This window comes from Nonlabens arenilitoris, assembly GCF_002954765.1.
In the GTDB taxonomy this organism is placed as follows: domain Bacteria; phylum Bacteroidota; class Bacteroidia; order Flavobacteriales; family Flavobacteriaceae; genus Nonlabens; species Nonlabens arenilitoris.
Genome location: NZ_MTPW01000001.1, coordinates 2763699 through 2781964 on the forward strand (window position 1 = coordinate 2763699; position 18266 = coordinate 2781964).

At 33.8% G+C, this 18266-nt stretch carries 20 protein-coding genes; 5 read left to right on the forward strand and 15 right to left on the reverse strand.

What is annotated here, in order from left to right; all coding sequences use genetic code 11:
• Positions 1 to 295 precede the first annotated feature (295 nt).
• The 10 genes from BST92_RS12320 to holA all read right to left on the reverse strand — a co-directional run bounded on the left by BST92_RS12320 (position 296) and on the right by holA (position 9681).
• Positions 296 to 880 (reverse strand): DUF998 domain-containing protein, encoded by a 585-nt coding sequence (locus BST92_RS12320; RefSeq protein ID WP_105071731.1) that lies wholly within the window; start codon positions 878 to 880, stop codon positions 296 to 298.
• Between the two features lie 14 nt (positions 881 to 894).
• On the reverse strand, positions 895 to 1638 hold the full coding sequence (locus BST92_RS12325; RefSeq protein ID WP_105071732.1) for a hypothetical protein: 744 nt from the start codon (positions 1636 to 1638) through the stop codon (positions 895 to 897).
• Between the two features lie 163 nt (positions 1639 to 1801).
• Positions 1802 to 2158 (reverse strand): hypothetical protein, encoded by a 357-nt coding sequence (locus tag BST92_RS12330; protein ID WP_211292496.1) that lies wholly within the window; start codon positions 2156 to 2158, stop codon positions 1802 to 1804.
• 97 nt (positions 2159 to 2255) lie between these two features.
• A complete protein-coding gene (locus BST92_RS12335) occupies positions 2256 to 2918 on the reverse strand; it encodes a hypothetical protein (RefSeq protein WP_105071733.1) in 663 nt (220 codons plus the stop codon).
• 44 nt (positions 2919 to 2962) lie between these two features.
• Entirely contained in the window at positions 2963 to 3652 is a 690-nt protein-coding gene (locus tag BST92_RS12340) for a GIY-YIG nuclease family protein (RefSeq protein ID WP_105071734.1), read from the reverse strand.
• A gap of 131 nt (positions 3653 to 3783) precedes the next feature.
• Positions 3784 to 6030, reverse strand: coding sequence for an AAA family ATPase (locus tag BST92_RS12345; protein ID WP_105071735.1), 2247 nt, complete (start codon positions 6028 to 6030; stop codon positions 3784 to 3786).
• 243 nt (positions 6031 to 6273) lie between these two features.
• Positions 6274 to 6837 (reverse strand): hypothetical protein, encoded by a 564-nt coding sequence (locus BST92_RS12350; protein ID WP_105071736.1) that lies wholly within the window; start codon positions 6835 to 6837, stop codon positions 6274 to 6276.
• A gap of 433 nt (positions 6838 to 7270) precedes the next feature.
• The gene (locus tag BST92_RS12360; protein ID WP_036584829.1) at positions 7271 to 7468 is read right to left on the reverse strand and encodes a hypothetical protein; all 198 of its coding nucleotides are present in this window, start codon (positions 7466 to 7468) and stop codon (positions 7271 to 7273) included.
• Between the two features lie 189 nt (positions 7469 to 7657).
• The gene (gene menA, locus BST92_RS12365) at positions 7658 to 8674 is read right to left on the reverse strand and encodes a 1,4-dihydroxy-2-naphthoate octaprenyltransferase (protein ID WP_105071738.1); all 1017 of its coding nucleotides are present in this window, start codon (positions 8672 to 8674) and stop codon (positions 7658 to 7660) included.
• On the reverse strand, positions 8674 to 9681 hold the full coding sequence (gene holA / locus BST92_RS12370; protein WP_042289219.1) for a DNA polymerase III subunit delta: 1008 nt from the start codon (positions 9679 to 9681) through the stop codon (positions 8674 to 8676). The genes menA and holA overlap by 1 nt, the downstream gene beginning before the upstream one ends.
• Before the next feature lie 33 nt (positions 9682 to 9714).
• Here holA and BST92_RS12375 point away from each other — a divergent pair, with 33 nt between their 5' ends.
• From BST92_RS12375 to BST92_RS12385, 3 genes are all read left to right on the forward strand, one after another.
• The gene (locus tag BST92_RS12375) at positions 9715 to 10158 is read left to right on the forward strand and encodes a type I restriction enzyme HsdR N-terminal domain-containing protein (protein ID WP_105071739.1); all 444 of its coding nucleotides are present in this window, start codon (positions 9715 to 9717) and stop codon (positions 10156 to 10158) included.
• The gene (locus BST92_RS12380; RefSeq protein WP_105071740.1) at positions 10155 to 11162 is read left to right on the forward strand and encodes a glycosyltransferase family 2 protein; all 1008 of its coding nucleotides are present in this window, start codon (positions 10155 to 10157) and stop codon (positions 11160 to 11162) included. Before BST92_RS12375 ends, BST92_RS12380 begins: the two co-directional genes overlap by 4 nt.
• Positions 11163 to 11240: 78 nt before the next feature.
• On the forward strand, positions 11241 to 12110 hold the full coding sequence (locus BST92_RS12385) for an OmpA family protein (protein ID WP_105071741.1): 870 nt from the start codon (positions 11241 to 11243) through the stop codon (positions 12108 to 12110).
• 151 nt (positions 12111 to 12261) lie between these two features.
• Here BST92_RS12385 and BST92_RS12390 read toward each other — a convergent pair whose 3' ends face one another.
• Positions 12262 to 12882 carry a YqaA family protein gene (locus tag BST92_RS12390; RefSeq protein ID WP_105071742.1) on the reverse strand — a complete coding sequence of 207 codons (621 nt, stop codon included), beginning with the start codon at positions 12880 to 12882 and terminating at the stop codon, positions 12262 to 12264.
• 158 nt (positions 12883 to 13040) lie between these two features.
• Here BST92_RS12390 and BST92_RS12395 point away from each other — a divergent pair, with 158 nt between their 5' ends.
• Positions 13041 to 14555, forward strand: coding sequence for a DEAD/DEAH box helicase (locus BST92_RS12395; protein ID WP_105071743.1), 1515 nt, complete (start codon positions 13041 to 13043; stop codon positions 14553 to 14555).
• 101 nt (positions 14556 to 14656) lie between these two features.
• Here BST92_RS12395 and BST92_RS12400 read toward each other — a convergent pair whose 3' ends face one another.
• The 4 genes from BST92_RS12400 to BST92_RS12415 all read right to left on the reverse strand — a co-directional run bounded on the left by BST92_RS12400 (position 14657) and on the right by BST92_RS12415 (position 17803).
• Positions 14657 to 15700, reverse strand: a complete 1044-nt coding sequence (locus BST92_RS12400; RefSeq protein WP_425437386.1) for a M28 family metallopeptidase — start codon at positions 15698 to 15700, stop codon at positions 14657 to 14659.
• Between the two features lie 27 nt (positions 15701 to 15727).
• A complete protein-coding gene (locus BST92_RS12405; protein WP_170061752.1) occupies positions 15728 to 16522 on the reverse strand; it encodes a carboxypeptidase-like regulatory domain-containing protein in 795 nt (264 codons plus the stop codon).
• 63 nt (positions 16523 to 16585) lie between these two features.
• A complete protein-coding gene (gene rdgB, locus BST92_RS12410) occupies positions 16586 to 17155 on the reverse strand; it encodes an RdgB/HAM1 family non-canonical purine NTP pyrophosphatase (RefSeq protein ID WP_105071744.1) in 570 nt (189 codons plus the stop codon).
• Between the two features lie 3 nt (positions 17156 to 17158).
• Positions 17159 to 17803: an alpha/beta hydrolase gene (locus BST92_RS12415; protein ID WP_105071745.1), complete on the reverse strand. Its 645-nt coding sequence runs from the start codon at positions 17801 to 17803 to the stop codon at positions 17159 to 17161.
• A 34-nt stretch (positions 17804 to 17837) separates the two neighbouring features.
• Here BST92_RS12415 and BST92_RS12420 point away from each other — a divergent pair, with 34 nt between their 5' ends.
• A complete protein-coding gene (locus BST92_RS12420; RefSeq protein ID WP_105071746.1) occupies positions 17838 to 18257 on the forward strand; it encodes a hotdog fold thioesterase in 420 nt (139 codons plus the stop codon).
• Positions 18258 to 18266: the final 9 nt, after the last annotated feature.

The following is an 18266-nucleotide window of genomic DNA, read 5'->3' on the forward strand; positions in this document are numbered from 1 at the left end:
AAGAAATAGTTCAAAACATACAATAGAATTAGATTAAAAAGATTTTTTCTTATTAATCTCAATATAGACTTTGAATTTAATTTGTAAGTTGCTGTTTTCAAATGTTGGGTAGCGGACTTGTATAAGTAGAATAACGTATAAATTAGCGATAAATTTACGGTCATTCCCGAGGCGATTTGTTAATTGTTCGAATTATATTTTTTCAATAATCCAAATAAAAAAAGGGGACAAGCTTTAAAACTTAATATTTCATCAATTAAAAAAATAGCTGTTAGTAACATACATGATGTCTTACTTAGTTATTATTTCCTATTTCTTGTTTAGATAACTTGTATGCTGAATAAGAAAACCAAGTGAATAAAGCCATTCCAAAAATTCTTTGTGTTAATCCTCGGTAATCAAACGAAACAAATTTTACGGCTAATAAATCCCAGAAATACAAGAAAATTATTGTAGTAACAATAATTGCAACGTTCATAGTCAATTTGGAAGCTTTCTTTTTTTCCATTTCATAGAGGGATGCAAATGGTAAGAGCAGGATTGACATTGGTAATCCATAGAGTGAGTGCCAAGGAGAGCCAATTGAAACAATAGCTCCGCATAAAAAAGAGATTCCAAATAGGGTAATCAAAAATGAACTTATTAAGAACTGTTTTTTAAACTTAATTAATAAACCAATTCCAAATAAAACCAATGATACTCCAGTTATGAATATTCCAATAGTTAGTATTATTCCAGCAATTTTGTTTTCGTTAATTGCTAATTCACTAACTTGTTGTCCCACTTGACTGTAATTTTTAGCAAATAGGCTTCCGATTATTACAGTTCCAAAATAGTATATCGGTAAATAAATGGCTTGTGTTATAAGGTTGTTTTTCATGTAGATTATAGTTATTAATTCAGTTCCTTTTTGATAAGAATTTTTATTTCATCCATATCTGATAGAATATTCTTGAATCTTATAAGACTTCCTTCTTCCGATTGAACTTTTCTAGATTGACTAAATTCTAATATAATTAATAGTTCTATTAAGTTTTTTTCATCAAATACATATTTAGATAGTTTGGGCTGATTTTGTATGTTTTTAAAGGCAAACTCTACACTTCCATATTTGCTAGCTGCTCTAGAAACAGCTTTAGCAGATTCATCATTATTATATTTAGAAACCTTTTCTGTTTCTTCTTTGTATTTTTCTAAACTAATTAATCGTTCCCTAATGTCTGGTGGTATTAATTTGATATCACCTGTATTCTGTAACGTATTTATCGTATTAGATTTAAATTGAATATTATAATATAGCCAAGCTAAATTTGTAGCTTCAGAGATTATATTATTTATTGGTACGTTTGGTTGTTTATAGATTTCTTTAAAAACTTTAAATCTTACCATATTAGAATCTATTATTGAAGAGTATTCTTTTATATAGGCATTATCTTTCTCAAAATCTTGCAGTATTTGTTTATAATAAATTTGCCTCAAATTTTCAGTTTTTCGTTCATCATTTAGATTGTTTAATTGTAAGGCAATTAAAATTCCAATAACTACTAAAAAAATTTCTCCAATAGCATATTTGAAATACTTTCCAGTTTTTCCTTCTGAAAGTAAACGGTATCTAATTTTTCTAAAGAATTTTAACATTGGTTAGCGGTTTGTCCTTATCAGGTACAACTTATTGGTTTATGGTTCGTTGCGTGGTTTAAGTACCTAAATTAATAAATAAAAACCGAATAGAGAATCTGCAAGGATTTCAGTAAGTAGGCTATAACTAGCCATTAATTATATACGGTGTTGCCAGCAGTTTTTATTCTTCAAAAACAGCAATGCGATCTGTTAAGTAAGCTAAATTTAATTTTACGGTATCGTTGTGATCTGTATGTTGCAATAGCTGTACACACTTTTTCATAAAGTCTGGTTTGCTAATCGCGTGTTGTATGATAAGCCAAGCCGCTTCACTGGCTTCTTGTCCTACTTTTTCAATAGTAGGATACCCGATCAGGTTGATGATTTCATCTAATTGGTCAGCATTTTTGATATGTAACTGCTCCATATCTGTATCATAACCATTACCGAGTTGGCCTTTTTGAATAAGCTCATCACGCAAGGCTAGATCAACATCTTTTAATTGGATGATTTTATGAGCTATTTCTGGATAGTTCATTTTTAAGCTTTGAATTTATATGTTGTTTATTTCTCATTCAATAGATTCTATCTTAATAGGAGAGAAGAAGCCACTTGTAATAGCAGTATATCACTTTCTAATACTGATACATATCCAATGCATCAAATTCTTTGATCTGTGATAATTGGATGAGGTGATCGATTTTAATATCACTCCAGGTTTCTTCAAAGTTTTCATCGCCACCTTCAGAATCTTCATTGGTGTTTACTTTGACGAGCTTTTTTTTAGTTAAGAAGTTGATACTGGTTTCTCTTAAAGTCACTGGTCCACGATTACTGCTAGAATCATAACCTATTAACTCAAAGTTAGAATTTTGAAAACGGAACGTGTAGTCCCAATAACCATAACGACCATGACCGTAATGTACATGCAATTTGTTGTCTTTAATATTGATCCATAATTCTGGCGGAAAGTAAACGCCACCATCTTCATTTTCTGAAGAGAAGCAATCTAGGTTTTGATCTGCGAGCTGATAACCGTTTTCGTTTTTAAACAGCACGATGATACCACGTCTATTACGATCTACTTTTTTATCGTATTGATTGACCACAATTTGAGTAGTATCTACCTTTTTAATAATCAACACACAATCCTCTAGACCATCTTTATTGAGATTTCCATAAATGGTTTCAAATTCCTTATAGTTTTCTGGTATAAAATCAGAAGGCGCACGATGTTGTGCCTGACCACCCAACACCATCAACAAACACAAAACCGATAGTTTAAAAAGGATATTCATGGGATGTTGGTTTTTAACTTAGTTATTTGTTGTGGCTAGCTGTTTTACAATTCTATTTTTATATCAGTATTGCGTAATACTTTATTTCGATGTTTGAGTTCATTTGGCTCAAAGTAATCACCACCTCTAACTTTCCTCCAGTTAGTCTCTTTCATTATCGAAATTACTTCATTATTGACAAAATCTCTGTGCTTTTCCTTGTCATACTTTGATATATTTTTCACAGAAATTAATTCAATTGGCTCATACATTTCACACCATTTATGACCTTTTTTATTATATTCCTTAATGATTCCAAGTTTGATATTTCTGGCTATTCCCACAAAGAATTTATCCATTTTGAGTTTAAGTACAAAAACAAATACTCCGTGATAGTTTAGATTAAATCTTTTTGGGTTAGTTATCGGTAATAGCTCATTTCCAAGATCGGAATTATTACAAAGTAAGAATCTTAATTTTTCGATGTCAAGTGTACAAAAATCTCCGCCTCTTACATTTCTCCAACCATATTTTTTCATAAATTCAATCGTTATTGAATTTTCTAAGAACATAGCTTCGGAAACTTCTGTAAATCTCGTTTCGATTACATCTATTACCTCAATTGGATTATTTAATTTAGTCCAATCTGAGCTTAATTTTCCTTTTTTATGACTTTTAAATCTCTCTTCGACGTTTGTCGTTTGTCCGACATAATATTTTTCATTTTCTAATCGTAAAACGTATATTTTAATCATTCAAATTTTCTTAATGATGCTTTAGTTTAATTAACTATAATGGTCTTGGCTAGGAATAGTTGCGCGTTTAGCACTTAACTTCGTAAATAGACTATTACTATCAAAGAATTATTCATGATGTTACCTACCGTTTATTTTTCTATTAGTTTAATTTGACCTTTGAAGTTAGTTTCTACATAATTAATGACAACCTTAGACGCGGATTTAATCATTGATTCGGTATATGCTTTTTGTTGTCTAATACCACCGTGTGAACCATCGTGCATAAGAGAGAATAAAAATTCGTTTTCTGCGTAACCATCAATTTCATTACAAAAATCTGCTAGCTCCTTATCTGGAGAAGTAAATCTGTTAATTGTTTCAATTATATGGCGTAATGAATTTGGAGTCGTATGAGATGGCTTAATAATTCCATTTGCAACATTGTAAATGTCTCTTAAATGTTCCTCGTATGGCATAATTAATTCGTTACTAAGACTTTTTATTCTACCGTTAGCAAGAATATACTTTTGTGAGATAATATTATTTCTCGTAATTATAGACATAAACTCAAGATTGTGGGTCATTAAAATTAACCTTAATTTTCGTTTGTCTATTTTGAATATTTTGTCAAGTGTGCGAATGATTTGTGCAGTTGCGTAAACAAAATGAAAATCTTGACTCGAAATTGGATCATCAACTACGAAAAAGAGCTTTTGATAATCATTTTCGCTTGAAACTTCGATATGAGTTTCTGCGATGAAATAGCAAAAAGCAATCATACTTTTTTCGCCAGTGCTCAATACATCACTAGCATTCGATTCTAATAATTCATTTTGAAACTTTATACAAAAAGTCTGCTCATCAAATGAATATTTATCACCAAAAAATTTAGTTAAGAGGTCTTTAAAAGATTCTATGACTTTTTCTTTTTTAGACACCTTTTCATTTTGTTCTTTTTCCGCAATGTTTTTAAAGAGTTTGTCAATAGTTACGCTTAGCCCTTTAATCGATTCGATTCTTTCAGAATTGTCTTTTTTTATTTCTAAGAACTTAGATTTACAGAGCCTTCTGTTTAACTCAAGGCGCTCTGAATTAATATTATTCTTTTTTTTATTGAAACTTTTTAATATTGTATTATTTTTTTCTATAGAAGTGTTGGAATCGATAATCCAATTTTCAATAGATTGAACTGAAGATTGGAGTTCACTTGTCTTTATGGTTTTTGAAATATCTTCTTTCTTCTCGTCTAGTAGTATTTTGATTAGTTGGTAATCTTTATCAAGTTCACTTAAATCTTTAAATTCCAAAAGGGAATCATTTTCGATAGAAGGAATGTAGATTTTAGATTTGTTGAATTCGGAAATTCTTTTTAGTCCTGTTTTAAATAAAGTACTGAAGTCCTTTCTTTCACTCCTTAATTGAGCGAAAAGATCATTTGCTTTTTTTATTTGTTTAGCTTCAGTCTCATTTAAATACTCGACATATTGGTCAATTAATTTAAGAGCTGAATTTTGTAATGTCTGCTCACAAAAGGGACAAGTATTACCATCTGGGTCTATTAAATTAATTCCATTTTCAATAAACTCCTGTTTATGTTTGACTTTTAATTTAAATTCTTCAGCAATCTTACTCTTCGTAAATGGCTCTTTTAGAAAGGAAATTATCTGATTTAGTGTGTTAGAAGGTTTAATTAAATCTATAGGAAAAATATCTTTTAAATCAACTGGAATTGACTTTAATTGATTGTGCTTAATTAATAGCTTAGAAAAGCTTTCCTCTTCTATTGGGGTATACTCGTTTAACAATATATTATTAAGATGTATTGACTGATACTCACTAGTGTTTTTTCTTATTGATAATTTGTTTAGTTCAGTCAAAGCAGAATTTATATGAACTTTGATTTCTTCCTTGGTTGATGTCTTTTTAGCTTTTAAAGACTTTAATTCATCTTTTTCTTTGGAAAGATCAATTTTTTCCTTTCCAAGAATATACCCTTCAATCTCACCATTCGGTCGATATTTAGAAACCTCTAAATTTTCTTTAATGTAATCATCATTAAATACCCTAAATATATAACCAGTGTTGTTGCGCACAAGTGGTTCAGAATTTCGTATTAACTTAAAGTCATATATTCTATTCCGTCCTGGTTCTTTTAAATTACTTATATCTAATTTGAAATCACCTTTCGATTGTTGAAGAGTTAATAGTTTATTTGAATCTGTAGGATTATATTCCTTTTTGGTAGCAAGCCTAAACGCTCTACTCAAAAATGTTTTGCCAGACCCATTGTTAGCATAAATACCTATACCTATAGAACCTATTTGTAATTGAGTCTTGAGTGATTCATGGGGCCCCAAATTGGACGCCGATAACTTTAGTGTAATGTTCTTGGCCATTTATTGGTATATATAGTTACAGCTAACGGTTTTGTGTATGAAACGTAGCACGTAAAAAGACACTACTTTTCGGGTAAAACATAAACCGAATTTTTAAATTTTATTAATCATTTTATTTTTTGGAATTTGTCAAATTTAAAAATTTGGCGGACTTACATATATACCTGAACTTATTATTAATCAAATGACTAGTCATAAGATATATATGTGGTTGTAACATGCCTTATTCTTCGCCGTCAAATTCTAAAACAAGGTTTCCTTTATTGTCATAAATTTTATTTTTTCTTCACTATAACCATCATGTCTTTTGTCTATTAATTTGAGTTGACCATTTAAATGATATTCTTTTATAGTTATATGTTCAATTTCGGTTTCATAATGTAGTGTTTGCCCTTCGTAATTTTCCGCATATTCATCTTCACTTATGAGAGTTGTAATTTCCTCATATTTTAAGTTTCCGTTATAATAGTATTTTGAATAATTATGACTTGTTGATGTCCAAATTTGAGACATACCAACTTTTCCGTTTTCATTAAATTCTTTATAACTTATTAGGTCATCTAAATTGTATTCTTCAATTCTCATAGGTTCTCCATTAAGCTCATAAAATTTCCAGATACCATCACGTTTTCGAAATGTTTTTTCATTATTAGAATAAATAATGAAATTGCCTTCGCAATACTTTTGCCCAGTGTTATATTCTAAAACATAATTTTGCGTTTCTTGTTTATAATTTGAATCTGAGCAAGAATATATTAGTAAACACAAAATAATTAAACTTACTAATCTTATGGTTGAATGAATCATTTAGACTGAAGTGTTTTAACAGAGGCAATTACTAGCCTGATTAGTATCAGTATAACAAAAGACGTTTTAAATAAATTCCAATCAAAAATTCGAATACTTTCTTTTAAATAATCATTCCACAGCCAAATTGGAAATATTAAATAAGCTAGCATTGCTGAAACACATACAATGCTTAATAATATTAAATATTCTTTAGCTAAAATCTTTTTCCAATTCATACTTCATTAAATTTTAGATGATTGTTTGGGAAATATGCTACAACGGTTATATATCCAAACCTACGCAAATTCCTACTCATCCATCATATCCCAAAAGAATAAAAATGAATACTTTATCAACAGATTTGTAGATAATTCCTTCAAAATAATGGGTAACAAAAAAATCCCATCAAAGATCTACTTCAATGGGATTTCTTTCTTAAAATGTCAAATTTCTATTTGGGTAGTAACGGTACGCAAGTTGCTAGCTCTGGATGCTGCAACAACATAGGTTTCATCCATATCATCAATTCTTCGATTTCAAATGGTAATAAACGTTCTACAGCCTTATGTAATTCTTTGCAAAAGAGTGTAGGATTAAAACTAACCTTTTCTAGTACCGTTTTAGTGTACTCAAACATAGCTCTAGCCATAACAATTCAGGATTTAGTTAAAGTAAAGTATATTCAGATGTTCTGCGTTTTAAATTCAGCTCTAATTTATAACATAATCCCAAATTCCTGCTTAACATTTGTTAAAACAGAATGTTAAGCAAAAGTTATTATTTGTCTGTTTCTCATTAATCAACTGAAAAACAAAACGTTAATCTGTTGATAAGATGATTAACTAACGATCCATACCGATAGCACAGATAATACTGCAAAGGCAAAAGTCGATAGCGCGACCTTTTTTAATTCTGGATCGAGTAGGGCTGGTTCTTTGTTTAATTCTACAACTTTTAAATGTAAAAATAGCGGTAGAAAAGCGAGTAGTGGTAAGAACATGAACAACGATGGTTGTGTCATGTTTTCATCCATGACTTCTTTATAGTATAAGGTGATAAAGAATAGTGATGCGGTCACTAGTGCTATGGTAATTAAGCTATAATGAAACAGCTTGGCCTTCATCAATCCCATTTTTACCACGATGGTATTTTTACCAGCTTTTTTATCGCTCTCGATATCGCGCATGTTATTGAGATTTAATACAGCAACACTTAGCAATCCTATGGTGATGGATGGCAAGATCATATTCCAGTCCACAGCCTTTGTAATCAAGTAAAAAATACCCATCACACTTACAGGACCAAAGAAGATAAAAACAAACACATCGCCCAGACCACGATAGCCATAAGCATTATCACCTACGGTATACTTGATCGCTGCCCAAATAGCGGCAATTCCCAATACCAAAAAGAAAAGCGAAATCAATAACTGTTCTATACCTAGACTGACATAAATCAATGCTATCGCACTTATTAAAGTCAGCACTGCGGTTATAATCATCGCACGTTTCATCTCGTGTGCGAGAATGATACCGCTTTGCAGCGCACGCATAGGTCCTACACGATCATCATTATCAGTTCCTTTAACGCCATCGCCATAATCGTTTGCAAAATTAGACAGCACTTGAAAACCTAATGTGGTGATGAGTGCTAGAATAGGGATGAGGAAATTAAAATCACTTACAAAATCCTCAATCGCAAAACTAAAAACGCCTAGCACATTTGATGTCTTTAAATATTCAAGATGACTAACTCTTAAATAGGCATAAGCACTTCCCACTAGAATTCCGCTGATACTTAATGGCAAGGTTCTTAATCGTGCGGCACTGATCCAGGCTTTAAATTTGGTAGACATTATGGATACATGATATTAACGATCAACTCTTGTAGTAAATCGTGTTGTTGTGGTTTATTAGTTCCTACACCTTTAGACTTCATGTCTATATCGCGTATGATCTTAATCGCATGACTGCAATGCTTCATAGAATAATGCTTGGCCGCTGTAAAATACTCTTGTACAAAAAACGGACTTACACCTATCTGTCTTGCGACCGTTTGTGGATTGCGATCGGTCATCGCATGCAGTTTTAATAACTGTACAAAGAAACTGTGCAATTGCCCTATGGTCACGACCAGTGGATTATCCTTAGGATTCTCGGCAAAATAGTTGATAATGCGATTCACTTTTACTGTATCTCGAGATCCCAGCGCCTTGCGCAGTTCAAAGTTGTTATAATCTTTTGAGATTCCTATATTTTCTTCAATCAGCTGTGGAGTGATCATCGTTCCTGCAGGGACGATAATCATTAATTTGTCCAGTTCGTTTTTAATTTTGGCAATCTCAGTTCCCAGAAACTCAATCAGCATCTGTCCAGCTTTGGGCTCAATGTTATAGCCATTACTCTTTAAATGGCTGTTGATCCATGGCAGGACTTTATTCTCATACAGCGGTTTGCTTTCAAAGAAGACCGCATTTTTTGCCATTTCTTTAAATACCTTTTTGCGCTTGTCTGGTGTTTTGTATTTATAGTTAAAGACTAGAATCGTGGTAGGTTGCGGCTGTTTTGCATAAGATTCAAACTTATCCCAGTGACGTGCCAGATCTTGCGCTTCTTTAACGATGATCACCTGATAGTCTGCCATCATCGGGAAACGCTTTGCATTTTCAACCAGCTCGCCCATGTCTATATCACGACCGTACAGCACCATTTGATTAAAGCCTTTCTCGCCTTCGTCCAGTACGTTGTTGGCAATGTAATCGCTTATCTCATCAATAAAATAAGGTTCATTACCATATAAAAAGTAAATAGGAGCAAGTTTCCTATTCTTTATATCTTCTATAATTTTTTTGGTATCACTCATAAAGAGCCGTGGTGGTTTTTGTAATATTGCGGTATGACGCCATTACGACTACCGGCAGGAAATTTCAGGGTTAAAAGTACTGAAAAAGGTCGGTTGATTTTTGACCAGATACGTAAAAAATTTGTCCATCTCACACCAGAGGAATGGGTGAGGCAGCATGTGGTGTTTTGGCTGCTTTCGCGAAAGCGTATACCACACAGTCTTATTAACGTAGAAAAACAGCTCCATGTCGCAGGAACAAATAAGCGATATGACATTCTCGTTTTTAATAAAGATGGTTCTATATATGCGGTGATTGAGTGCAAAGCGCCGCAAATAAAAATAGATCAATCTGTTTTTGACCAGATCGCGCGATACAATCTCGCACTAGAATCTGAGTATTTAATGGTCACTAATGGAATGGAACATTACTTTTGCACCATGGATTATGAGGCGCAACGTTATCAATTTATCCCAGATTTACCAGATTATACATGAAAATAGGAATCGTTATCTTAAACTGGAATGGTCTAGCGCTATTGCAACGCTATTTACCCAGCGTTGTCTTATATAGTCAAGAGCATACCGTTTATGTAGCAGATAATGCCTCAACAGACGCATCGCTATCATGGGTAAAAGAGCAGTATCCATCTGTAAAAATCATAGCGATGGATGAAAATCGCGGTTATGCCGGTGGCTATAATGTCGCCCTACAATCTGTAGATGAAGAAATCATATGTTTATTAAATAATGATATAGAGGTCACTGAGGACTGGCTAGCACCTATCACCACACTTTTTAAGTCTGATGTCACCATTGCAGCAGCACAACCATTGCTGCTGGATGATAAACGACGTACCCATTTTGAATATGCTGGTGCGGCAGGTGGCTATCTGGATAGACTGGCATATCCTTATTGTAGAGGTCGCATTTTTGACCAGGTAGAAGAGAACCATCAACAGTATAGTGATAGTACAAATCTGGATTGGGCTAGTGGTGCGGCATTATTTGTTAAGAAGAAAGCATTTCTAGAAGTAGGCGCACTGGATGAGGCTTATTTTGCCCATCAAGAAGAGATCGATCTGTGCTGGCGATTGCGTCATGCCGGTTATAAAATTGCGATCGCGACAGATGCTACCGTGTACCATCTAGGTGGCGGAACGCTAGCGGCACTTAATCCACGTAAGACTTTTTACAATTTTAGAAACAGTCTTTACAATATTGTAAAGAATGATCATAGTGCTAACTGGTTAGGAATCTTATTCTTGCGCATGGTGCTGGATGGGCTTGCAGGATTGCAATTTCTCTTTAAGGCAAAACCGGCGCATTTTATGGCAATATTAAAAGCGCACGCATCGTTTTATGGTGGATTATCTTCTATGCTTCAAAAAAGACAAGAAGTAAAGCGATATTCTAAGAAAATAACAAACAAGTCTAGTGTTTACTCTATTGTTTATCAGTTTTTTGTTAAAAACCGTTCATATTATCAATCTATAAAATAATATTTGATAAATATGTGTTAAGTATTAACACAAGAATTGCCATTTTCTTATTTTTGGTAGACAAATTAAACAATAACAATGAAAAAATTAATCGTAGTGATTTTGTGTGCAGGAACACTATTTTCTTGTGCATCAAAAAAAGATCTGGAAGCAGCACTTGCTAAACAGCAATCAACTCAAGAACTTTTAGATACAGCAACAGTCAAGCTTAACGCCTGTCTGTCTGATGAGAAAGCTGCTCAAGCAAAATTAAGTGCTTTACAAAGCGAAATTAAAAACCTAAGAGAAAGTAATGCTTCTTTATTGAATAATGTAGGTGATCTAGCCACGTTATCTAAAAAAGATGCAGAGATTTTAGAAACATCGCTAGAGCGCATCAGAGAAAAAGATTTACAGATTAAAACCTTAAATGAAGCGCTGACTAAAAAGGATAGTGTGACCATCGCATTAGTAACTTCAATTAAGAGCTCACTAGGAAACGTTAATGATGAAGATATCAACGTAAACGTAGAAAAAGGTGTGGTGTTTATATCGATCAGTGATAAGTTATTATTTGCGAGTGGTAGCGATCAAATCAATAGCAATGCTTTTACAGTGTTAGGTAAAGTAGGAACGATACTTAAAGATAAGTCTAATATGGAAGTGATGATTGAAGGTCATACAGACAGTCAGCCTATCGCGTCTGGTAAATTTAAAGATAACTGGGATTTAAGTACAGCGCGTGCAGCTGCCATAACCCGTTATTTACAAGAAAAAGAGCAAATCAATCCTGCAAGAATGACTGCAGCTGGACGTTCATATTATGTGCCTATTGCTAGTAATGACACTGCAGAAGGTAGAGCAAAGAACCGCAGAACTAGAATCATCATTCTTCCTAAACTGGATCAATTCTTTGATATGATCGAGTCTGGTATGGAACAAGCCAAGCTAGATGCTAAAAAACAATAAGTAGTTTATCTCTTATATAAAGAAAAACGCCTCAAGAAATTGAGGCGTTTTTTTATGTACCATTTAAAACCTGTCATGCTGAATTTATTTCAGCATCTGCAAGTGATGGAAAAGTAGGTGTGTAACACCTGAATCGTCTAACTACTAAATATTATACTACCTGAAAGATAGCTGCTCCATAGATGGCAAAACGTACAAATCTTAAAAGACCTATGATAAGCCACCATTTAAAATCATACTTCAACATACCAGCCACCAGACTAGAAATAGAAAAAGGTAGTGGAAGTAAAGCACCTACCGCAATAAGAATACCACCCCATTTTCTAGCCATGACTAATTGCTTTGCCATTCTTACTTCTAGGTAATAATGTATGCTAGGAATCTTAAGAGCACGACGACCTAAGAAATAAGCCGTCATTCCACCTAGATAGGAGAGAAGAGCGATTAAAAATAAGTTCCAAATAGGTGTTGCGGTTTTACCTGCCCAAGCGATAAACAGCTCAGGCGGAATCAATCCTAACACGGTTTCTGAAATATAGAAGAACGCTAAAACACCATAATCCGGTAGTTTTTCTACGGCTAATTCTAGCATGGTAGGAATATCCATCACCCAAAAGTGAATCGCAGCTAGAATACCTACTACAACTAGTACAGGTGGCATTGATTTTTTAATGCTCTCAACCACAAAGGAATAAAACCCAGTAAGTTTATAGTAGCGGTGCGCTCTATTGAATTGAAATTTGCTTTTATGTCTTTTTGCTGTATCTGACACTGTGAATCGAATAAGAGTACAAAAATAATGATTTTAAGCGGTGTTCATTGTTAATATAATGGCAAGAAAAAATTATTAGTTAAACCTAGAAAAATGGGCTGCATAAAGTATTTAAAAGCGCTATTTTTGCAAATCTCAAAATTTAAAGAAAGCCATTGATGACCTCTAATCCTGATACTAAAGTTAAGTCGCTGTATGATTACCAAAAACGTGACCTAGCTGAGATTTTTGACCGTATCGATAATAAATCAGACGATTATAACCTTCTATATCAATTACCTACAGGTGGTGGTAAAACAGTTATATTTTCAGAAATCGTAAGAAAGTATCTCAAAGAAAAGCAGAAAAAAGTAGTTATTCTTACTCACCGTATCGAGTTGTGTAAGCAAACCTCTAAAATGCTTAACGGCTTTGATGTGAAGAATAAAGTCATCAATTCTAAGGTAAAAGAGCTTGATGATCAAAACGAGTACCAGTGTTTTGTGGCGATGGTAGAGACATTGAACAATAGATTGCAAGACGATAAACTAGAATTAGAGGATATAGGTCTGGTTATTATTGATGAAGCACACTATAACAGTTTTAGAAAATTGTTTAAATATTTTGAACACTGTTTTATACTAGGTGTAACAGCGACTCCATTAAGTTCTAACTTTAAGTTACCTATGAAGGATAACTATAAAGAATTGATTGTAGGTGATAGTATATCATCTCTAGTAAATCAAGGTTTCCTAGCGCAGGCAGTAACACACACCTATGATGTAGGTCTTAGTGGGCTTACCATAGGTATGAATGGTGATTATACGGTAAAATCGAGTGAGAAACTGTATATCGATTCGTCTATGCAAGAGAAGCTATTGCAATCTTACAATGACGTATGTAAAGGAAAGAAAACATTAATTTTTAATAACGGTATTCGTACCTCAATAGAAGTAGAAGAAACTTTTAAAAGGGCAGGAATAGAAGTAAGACACTTAGATAATACCAATACAAAAGAAGAACGTAAAGAGATTCTTAAATGGTTTAAAAATAAGCCAGATGCCGTTCTTACTTCAGTGAGTATCTTAACAACAGGTTTTGATGAGCCTAGTGTAGAGTGTATCATTCTTAACAGAGCGACAAAATCGTTAACCTTGTATTATCAAATGATAGGTCGTGGTTCTCGTATCCTTAAAAATAAAAAAGAGTTCCATATTGTCGATTTAGGGAATAATGTAGCTCGATTTGGTTTATGGAATGAGCCTGTGGACTGGCAACAAGTGTTCAGATCTCCAGATTTTTATGTAGAGAACATTGTATCTGATGAAGAGATTGAACGCAATTTTGTGTACAGAATGCCTGTCGATGTAAAAGCTGAGTTTCCTAACACAACTGATTTTACCTTTGATGTTAAAGGAGCTTATAAACGCATTACTAAAGAAAACCGTAAATCTAAAGAAGTGCTAGATGAGTCTATCGCACAACACGTACAATGGTGTGTAGAGAATAGTGAAGACGTTTTTGACGCACGTATTCTAGCGAAGCTTCTTAAAGAGGATATTAAAGATAGAATTCGTCGTTACTCATATTGTATCATTAATAATACAAACAACTATAAGGACTGGTTAGAAGAAGACTATTACCGTAGATTACGCCTTGCAATTCAACAAGAGTTTGCTGGTGTAGATGCTTAAATATGACGCTTCCGCGAAAGCGTTATTCTCAACAACTATAATGCATAAAAAAAGCAGCTATCTCCATTAGATAGCTGCTTTTTTTTATGAATATTGTGAATCTACTTTAAGGTAGGTCTGTTTTCGTTATTTGCTAACTCCCAAGCAGTCACAAATACTAGTTGAGTTCTTTTTTGATAAAGTTCATACTCAATTTTATCAGGTGTGTCTCCGGCACGGTGATAGTCCTCGTGAGTACCGTTAAAATAAAATATCACTGGTACATCATTCTTTGCAAAGTTATAATGGTCAGAACGATAGTAGAATCTGTTAGGGTCATCTTTACCGTTATAAGTGTAGTCCAGATCCAGTTTCATGTATTTTTCATTAGCCATTTCAGAAAGGTCATGTAAATCTTGACTTAACATGTCACTACCTATTAAGTAGATGTAATCTGTTTTTGCCTCTCTTTTAGGGTCTATGCGACCTATCATATCTATATTAAGATTAGCAATTGTATTTTCCATAGCATATACTGGATTCTCTGAGTAGTATTTACTACCATAAAGACCGATCTCTTCACCAGTAACGTGTAAGAATAGGATAGAGCGTTTAGGTCCGTATCCGTCCTCTGCGGCTTTCTTAAAAGCTTCGGCAATCTCGATAAGTGCAATCGTACCACTACCATCATCATCAGCTCCATTAAAAACAACCCCATTTTTAGTACCTATGTGGTCTAAGTGAGCAGATATTACTAGTACTTCTTCAGGCTTTTCAGTTCCTTTAATGAATCCTAATACATTTTCTGAGGTAAGGTCTGGCTTGTTGAAATAGCTGCCTGGAACGGTCTGGAAATAAGAACCATCTAGATTACCACCAGCAACGCCCATTTTCTCATATAAGGACTTTAGGTATTCTACTGCTTTTTTCTGCCCTGGAGATCCTGTGTAACGACCTTCCATTTCATCACTGGCATAAAAGTAAAGTTGATCTCTCAACTCATCTAGTGTAATGGTATTTGCATACTTCATGGCGTCTACATCTGCATATCCAGTAGTAGAAGTCATTTCTTGTTTATCTTTTTCTTCATTGGATTTTTTCTTGCTAGAGCAAGACGCGATAAGCGCTACGGCGCTTAAAGCCAGGATGGTGTGTTTAAAATTCAAGATAATATAGTTTAGTGTTGGGTTATATTAATTGCGTTTAAGAACTTTGTACTCTTCATAGCACTCGCTAATCGCGTCTAGTATTTGAAGATCATTTGCGGTTTCAATAAAAGATTTAGAGTACTGGCAATTGCGCAATATCGCATCGATACTCACTTTATCCATTTGTAAAAGATTCATTAAAGTTTCTCGATCGTACTTGCTTTGCAGTAGGTTACGAATCTCATCTTGTTCTTTAATTTGCCTTAGCTTGCGCATTGAGGTACCTTTTTTACCAAATACGTTATAGAGAAAATCTGCCGGATTGAAAATGGATCCTAGCACCTTGGTCACAGCACCTGGCTCATCATTACCAGCTTCATATGCTTTAGGTAAACCACTAATGCTATAACGCCTATTATTATATATAGGAGCCTTTCGTGCATCAATCTCTAAAAAACCAGTTAACGCCACCACTTTAATGTCGATTTCCTCTAACGCGATTCCTTTTTCTGTCATAGAAATAGTTACATCTCCAAATTTGAGCCAGTCTTCTGTTACTTTAACTGTGATGGTTTCAAAGCCTATGTATGAGAAAAATAGCGTATCGTTAACGCGTGCAGGAATTTTAAAAGATCCAGATTCTGTTGAGATAGTACCTTTAACCTGATTAAGATTGACAATGTTCACATTGCTGATGATACTATCGTTTTTTGCATTGAGTATTTTACCAAAAACAGAAGTGCTTTTTGAATTCTCAGTGCTGTTGTTATTCTCTTGGGCTAGACTTATGCTAGTAATTAAGAGAAATAGTAATAGGGTAAGTTGTTGTATTGCTTTCATTCTGTGAGCTAAAATAATGTAACGAGTTGGCTTTTAATGAGGTTTATTAATTAATTAACTACCTTAAGTTAAATAGGCAATAAGTTTTTTCAACGCGATTCCACGGTGACTTATTTCACCTTTTTCTAATAAACTCATTTGTGCAAAGGTTTTGTCATAACCTTTAGGCATGAAAATAGGGTCGTATCCAAATCCTTTATCTCCATGATACTGCTCTGTAATCGTTCCTTCGCAAACACCTTCAAATAGTGTCTGACATCGATCCATGTCTAATGCAAAAACAGTTACAAACCTTGCGCTACGATCTCTTTTATCTTCTAGATTTTTTAAAAGTAATTCCATGTTGTCGATACTGCTTTTGTGTTCGCCAGCATACCGTGCACTGTAAACGCCAGGTTCGTTATTAAGAGCAAGTACTTCTAGACCTGTGTCATCAGCAAATACGGGCATGTCATAACGCTGTCTTATAAACTGCACTTTCTGGGCGGCATTGCCTGAAATGGTGGATGAGGTTTCAGGGATCTCTTCATTCATTCCTATATCATCAAGGCTTAATAACTTAATGTTTTCAGGCATCATGATTTGAACTTCTTTGAGCTTATTTTTATTATGAGTAGCAAATATGATTTCCATATCTTAAAAAGTATTAGAGATGTCGATTAATAATGCGGTGTCGACTTCATGTTTTATATCTGGCCTGTGTATCTCACATTCCGTGCCGAAAAGCATTTCAATTTTCTGGTTTTCTCTTGCAATTACATCAGTAGTAACATACTCGTCTCTGGTTCCAGATATATGAATATTTCGGTTTGACAATTCTTTAAACTTAACAGCATCTAACTCATTGAATTCGTTAGGTATAGAGCCACTGTGCATCACTAAAGCTTTAATAGGTAAGTTATAGTGTAATAAGTACCTTGTGGCAATAGAAACACCTTGCGAGTAGCCCATTAATACAAGTCTTTTATCATGATTTAAGCCTTCTTCATGTAAAACAGCATCTATGTAATTAAGATTGTTTTTCATCTCTTGATCTGTATCTACTCTGGTAAGCCAGCTTGATCCTACATGCTTGAAATTAGAACCCAGATAATATTTAGATGGCGCTTGTAATACTAGCACTGCATTTTTTAAAGGATCTAAGCCGGTGAAGTATTTTTTGAAAAACTGAGCGAGATATCCTAACCCATGAAAGCAAACCCAAATATTCTCAGTAGTTTCTATTATAGGATTTAGTATCTCATAAGAATTAGTATGTTGATAAGAGATTGTTTTTACCATAGTTTGATGTCTGTTCCTTATTTTTGGTAAAGATATGGACAAAGAACAGATACTTGCTAGTTGCAATCAGATATGTAAAAATACACTTATGGAAACTCTAGAAATAGAGTTCATTGACGTAGGTGAGGATTTTCTAACCGCTCGTATGCCGGTAACTCATAGGGTTCATCAACCAGATGGTGTGTTGCATGGTGGTGCTAGCGTTGCTCTGGCAGAGTCTGTAGGTAGTGCGGCCAGTTATATTTTCTTGAATACTAGAGAATTTGCTATACGTGGATTGGAAATCAGTGCAAATCATACAAAGTCAAAAAAAGACGGATCTGTATTTGCTACAGCTCGATTTTTACATAAAGGACGTACGACACAGCTTTGGGAAATTAAAATAGTAGATGAAGAAGGTAAGTTAATTTCTATCTGTAAACTCACCACTATTGCCTTAAAAAAAGATTCTTAAACCCTTTAA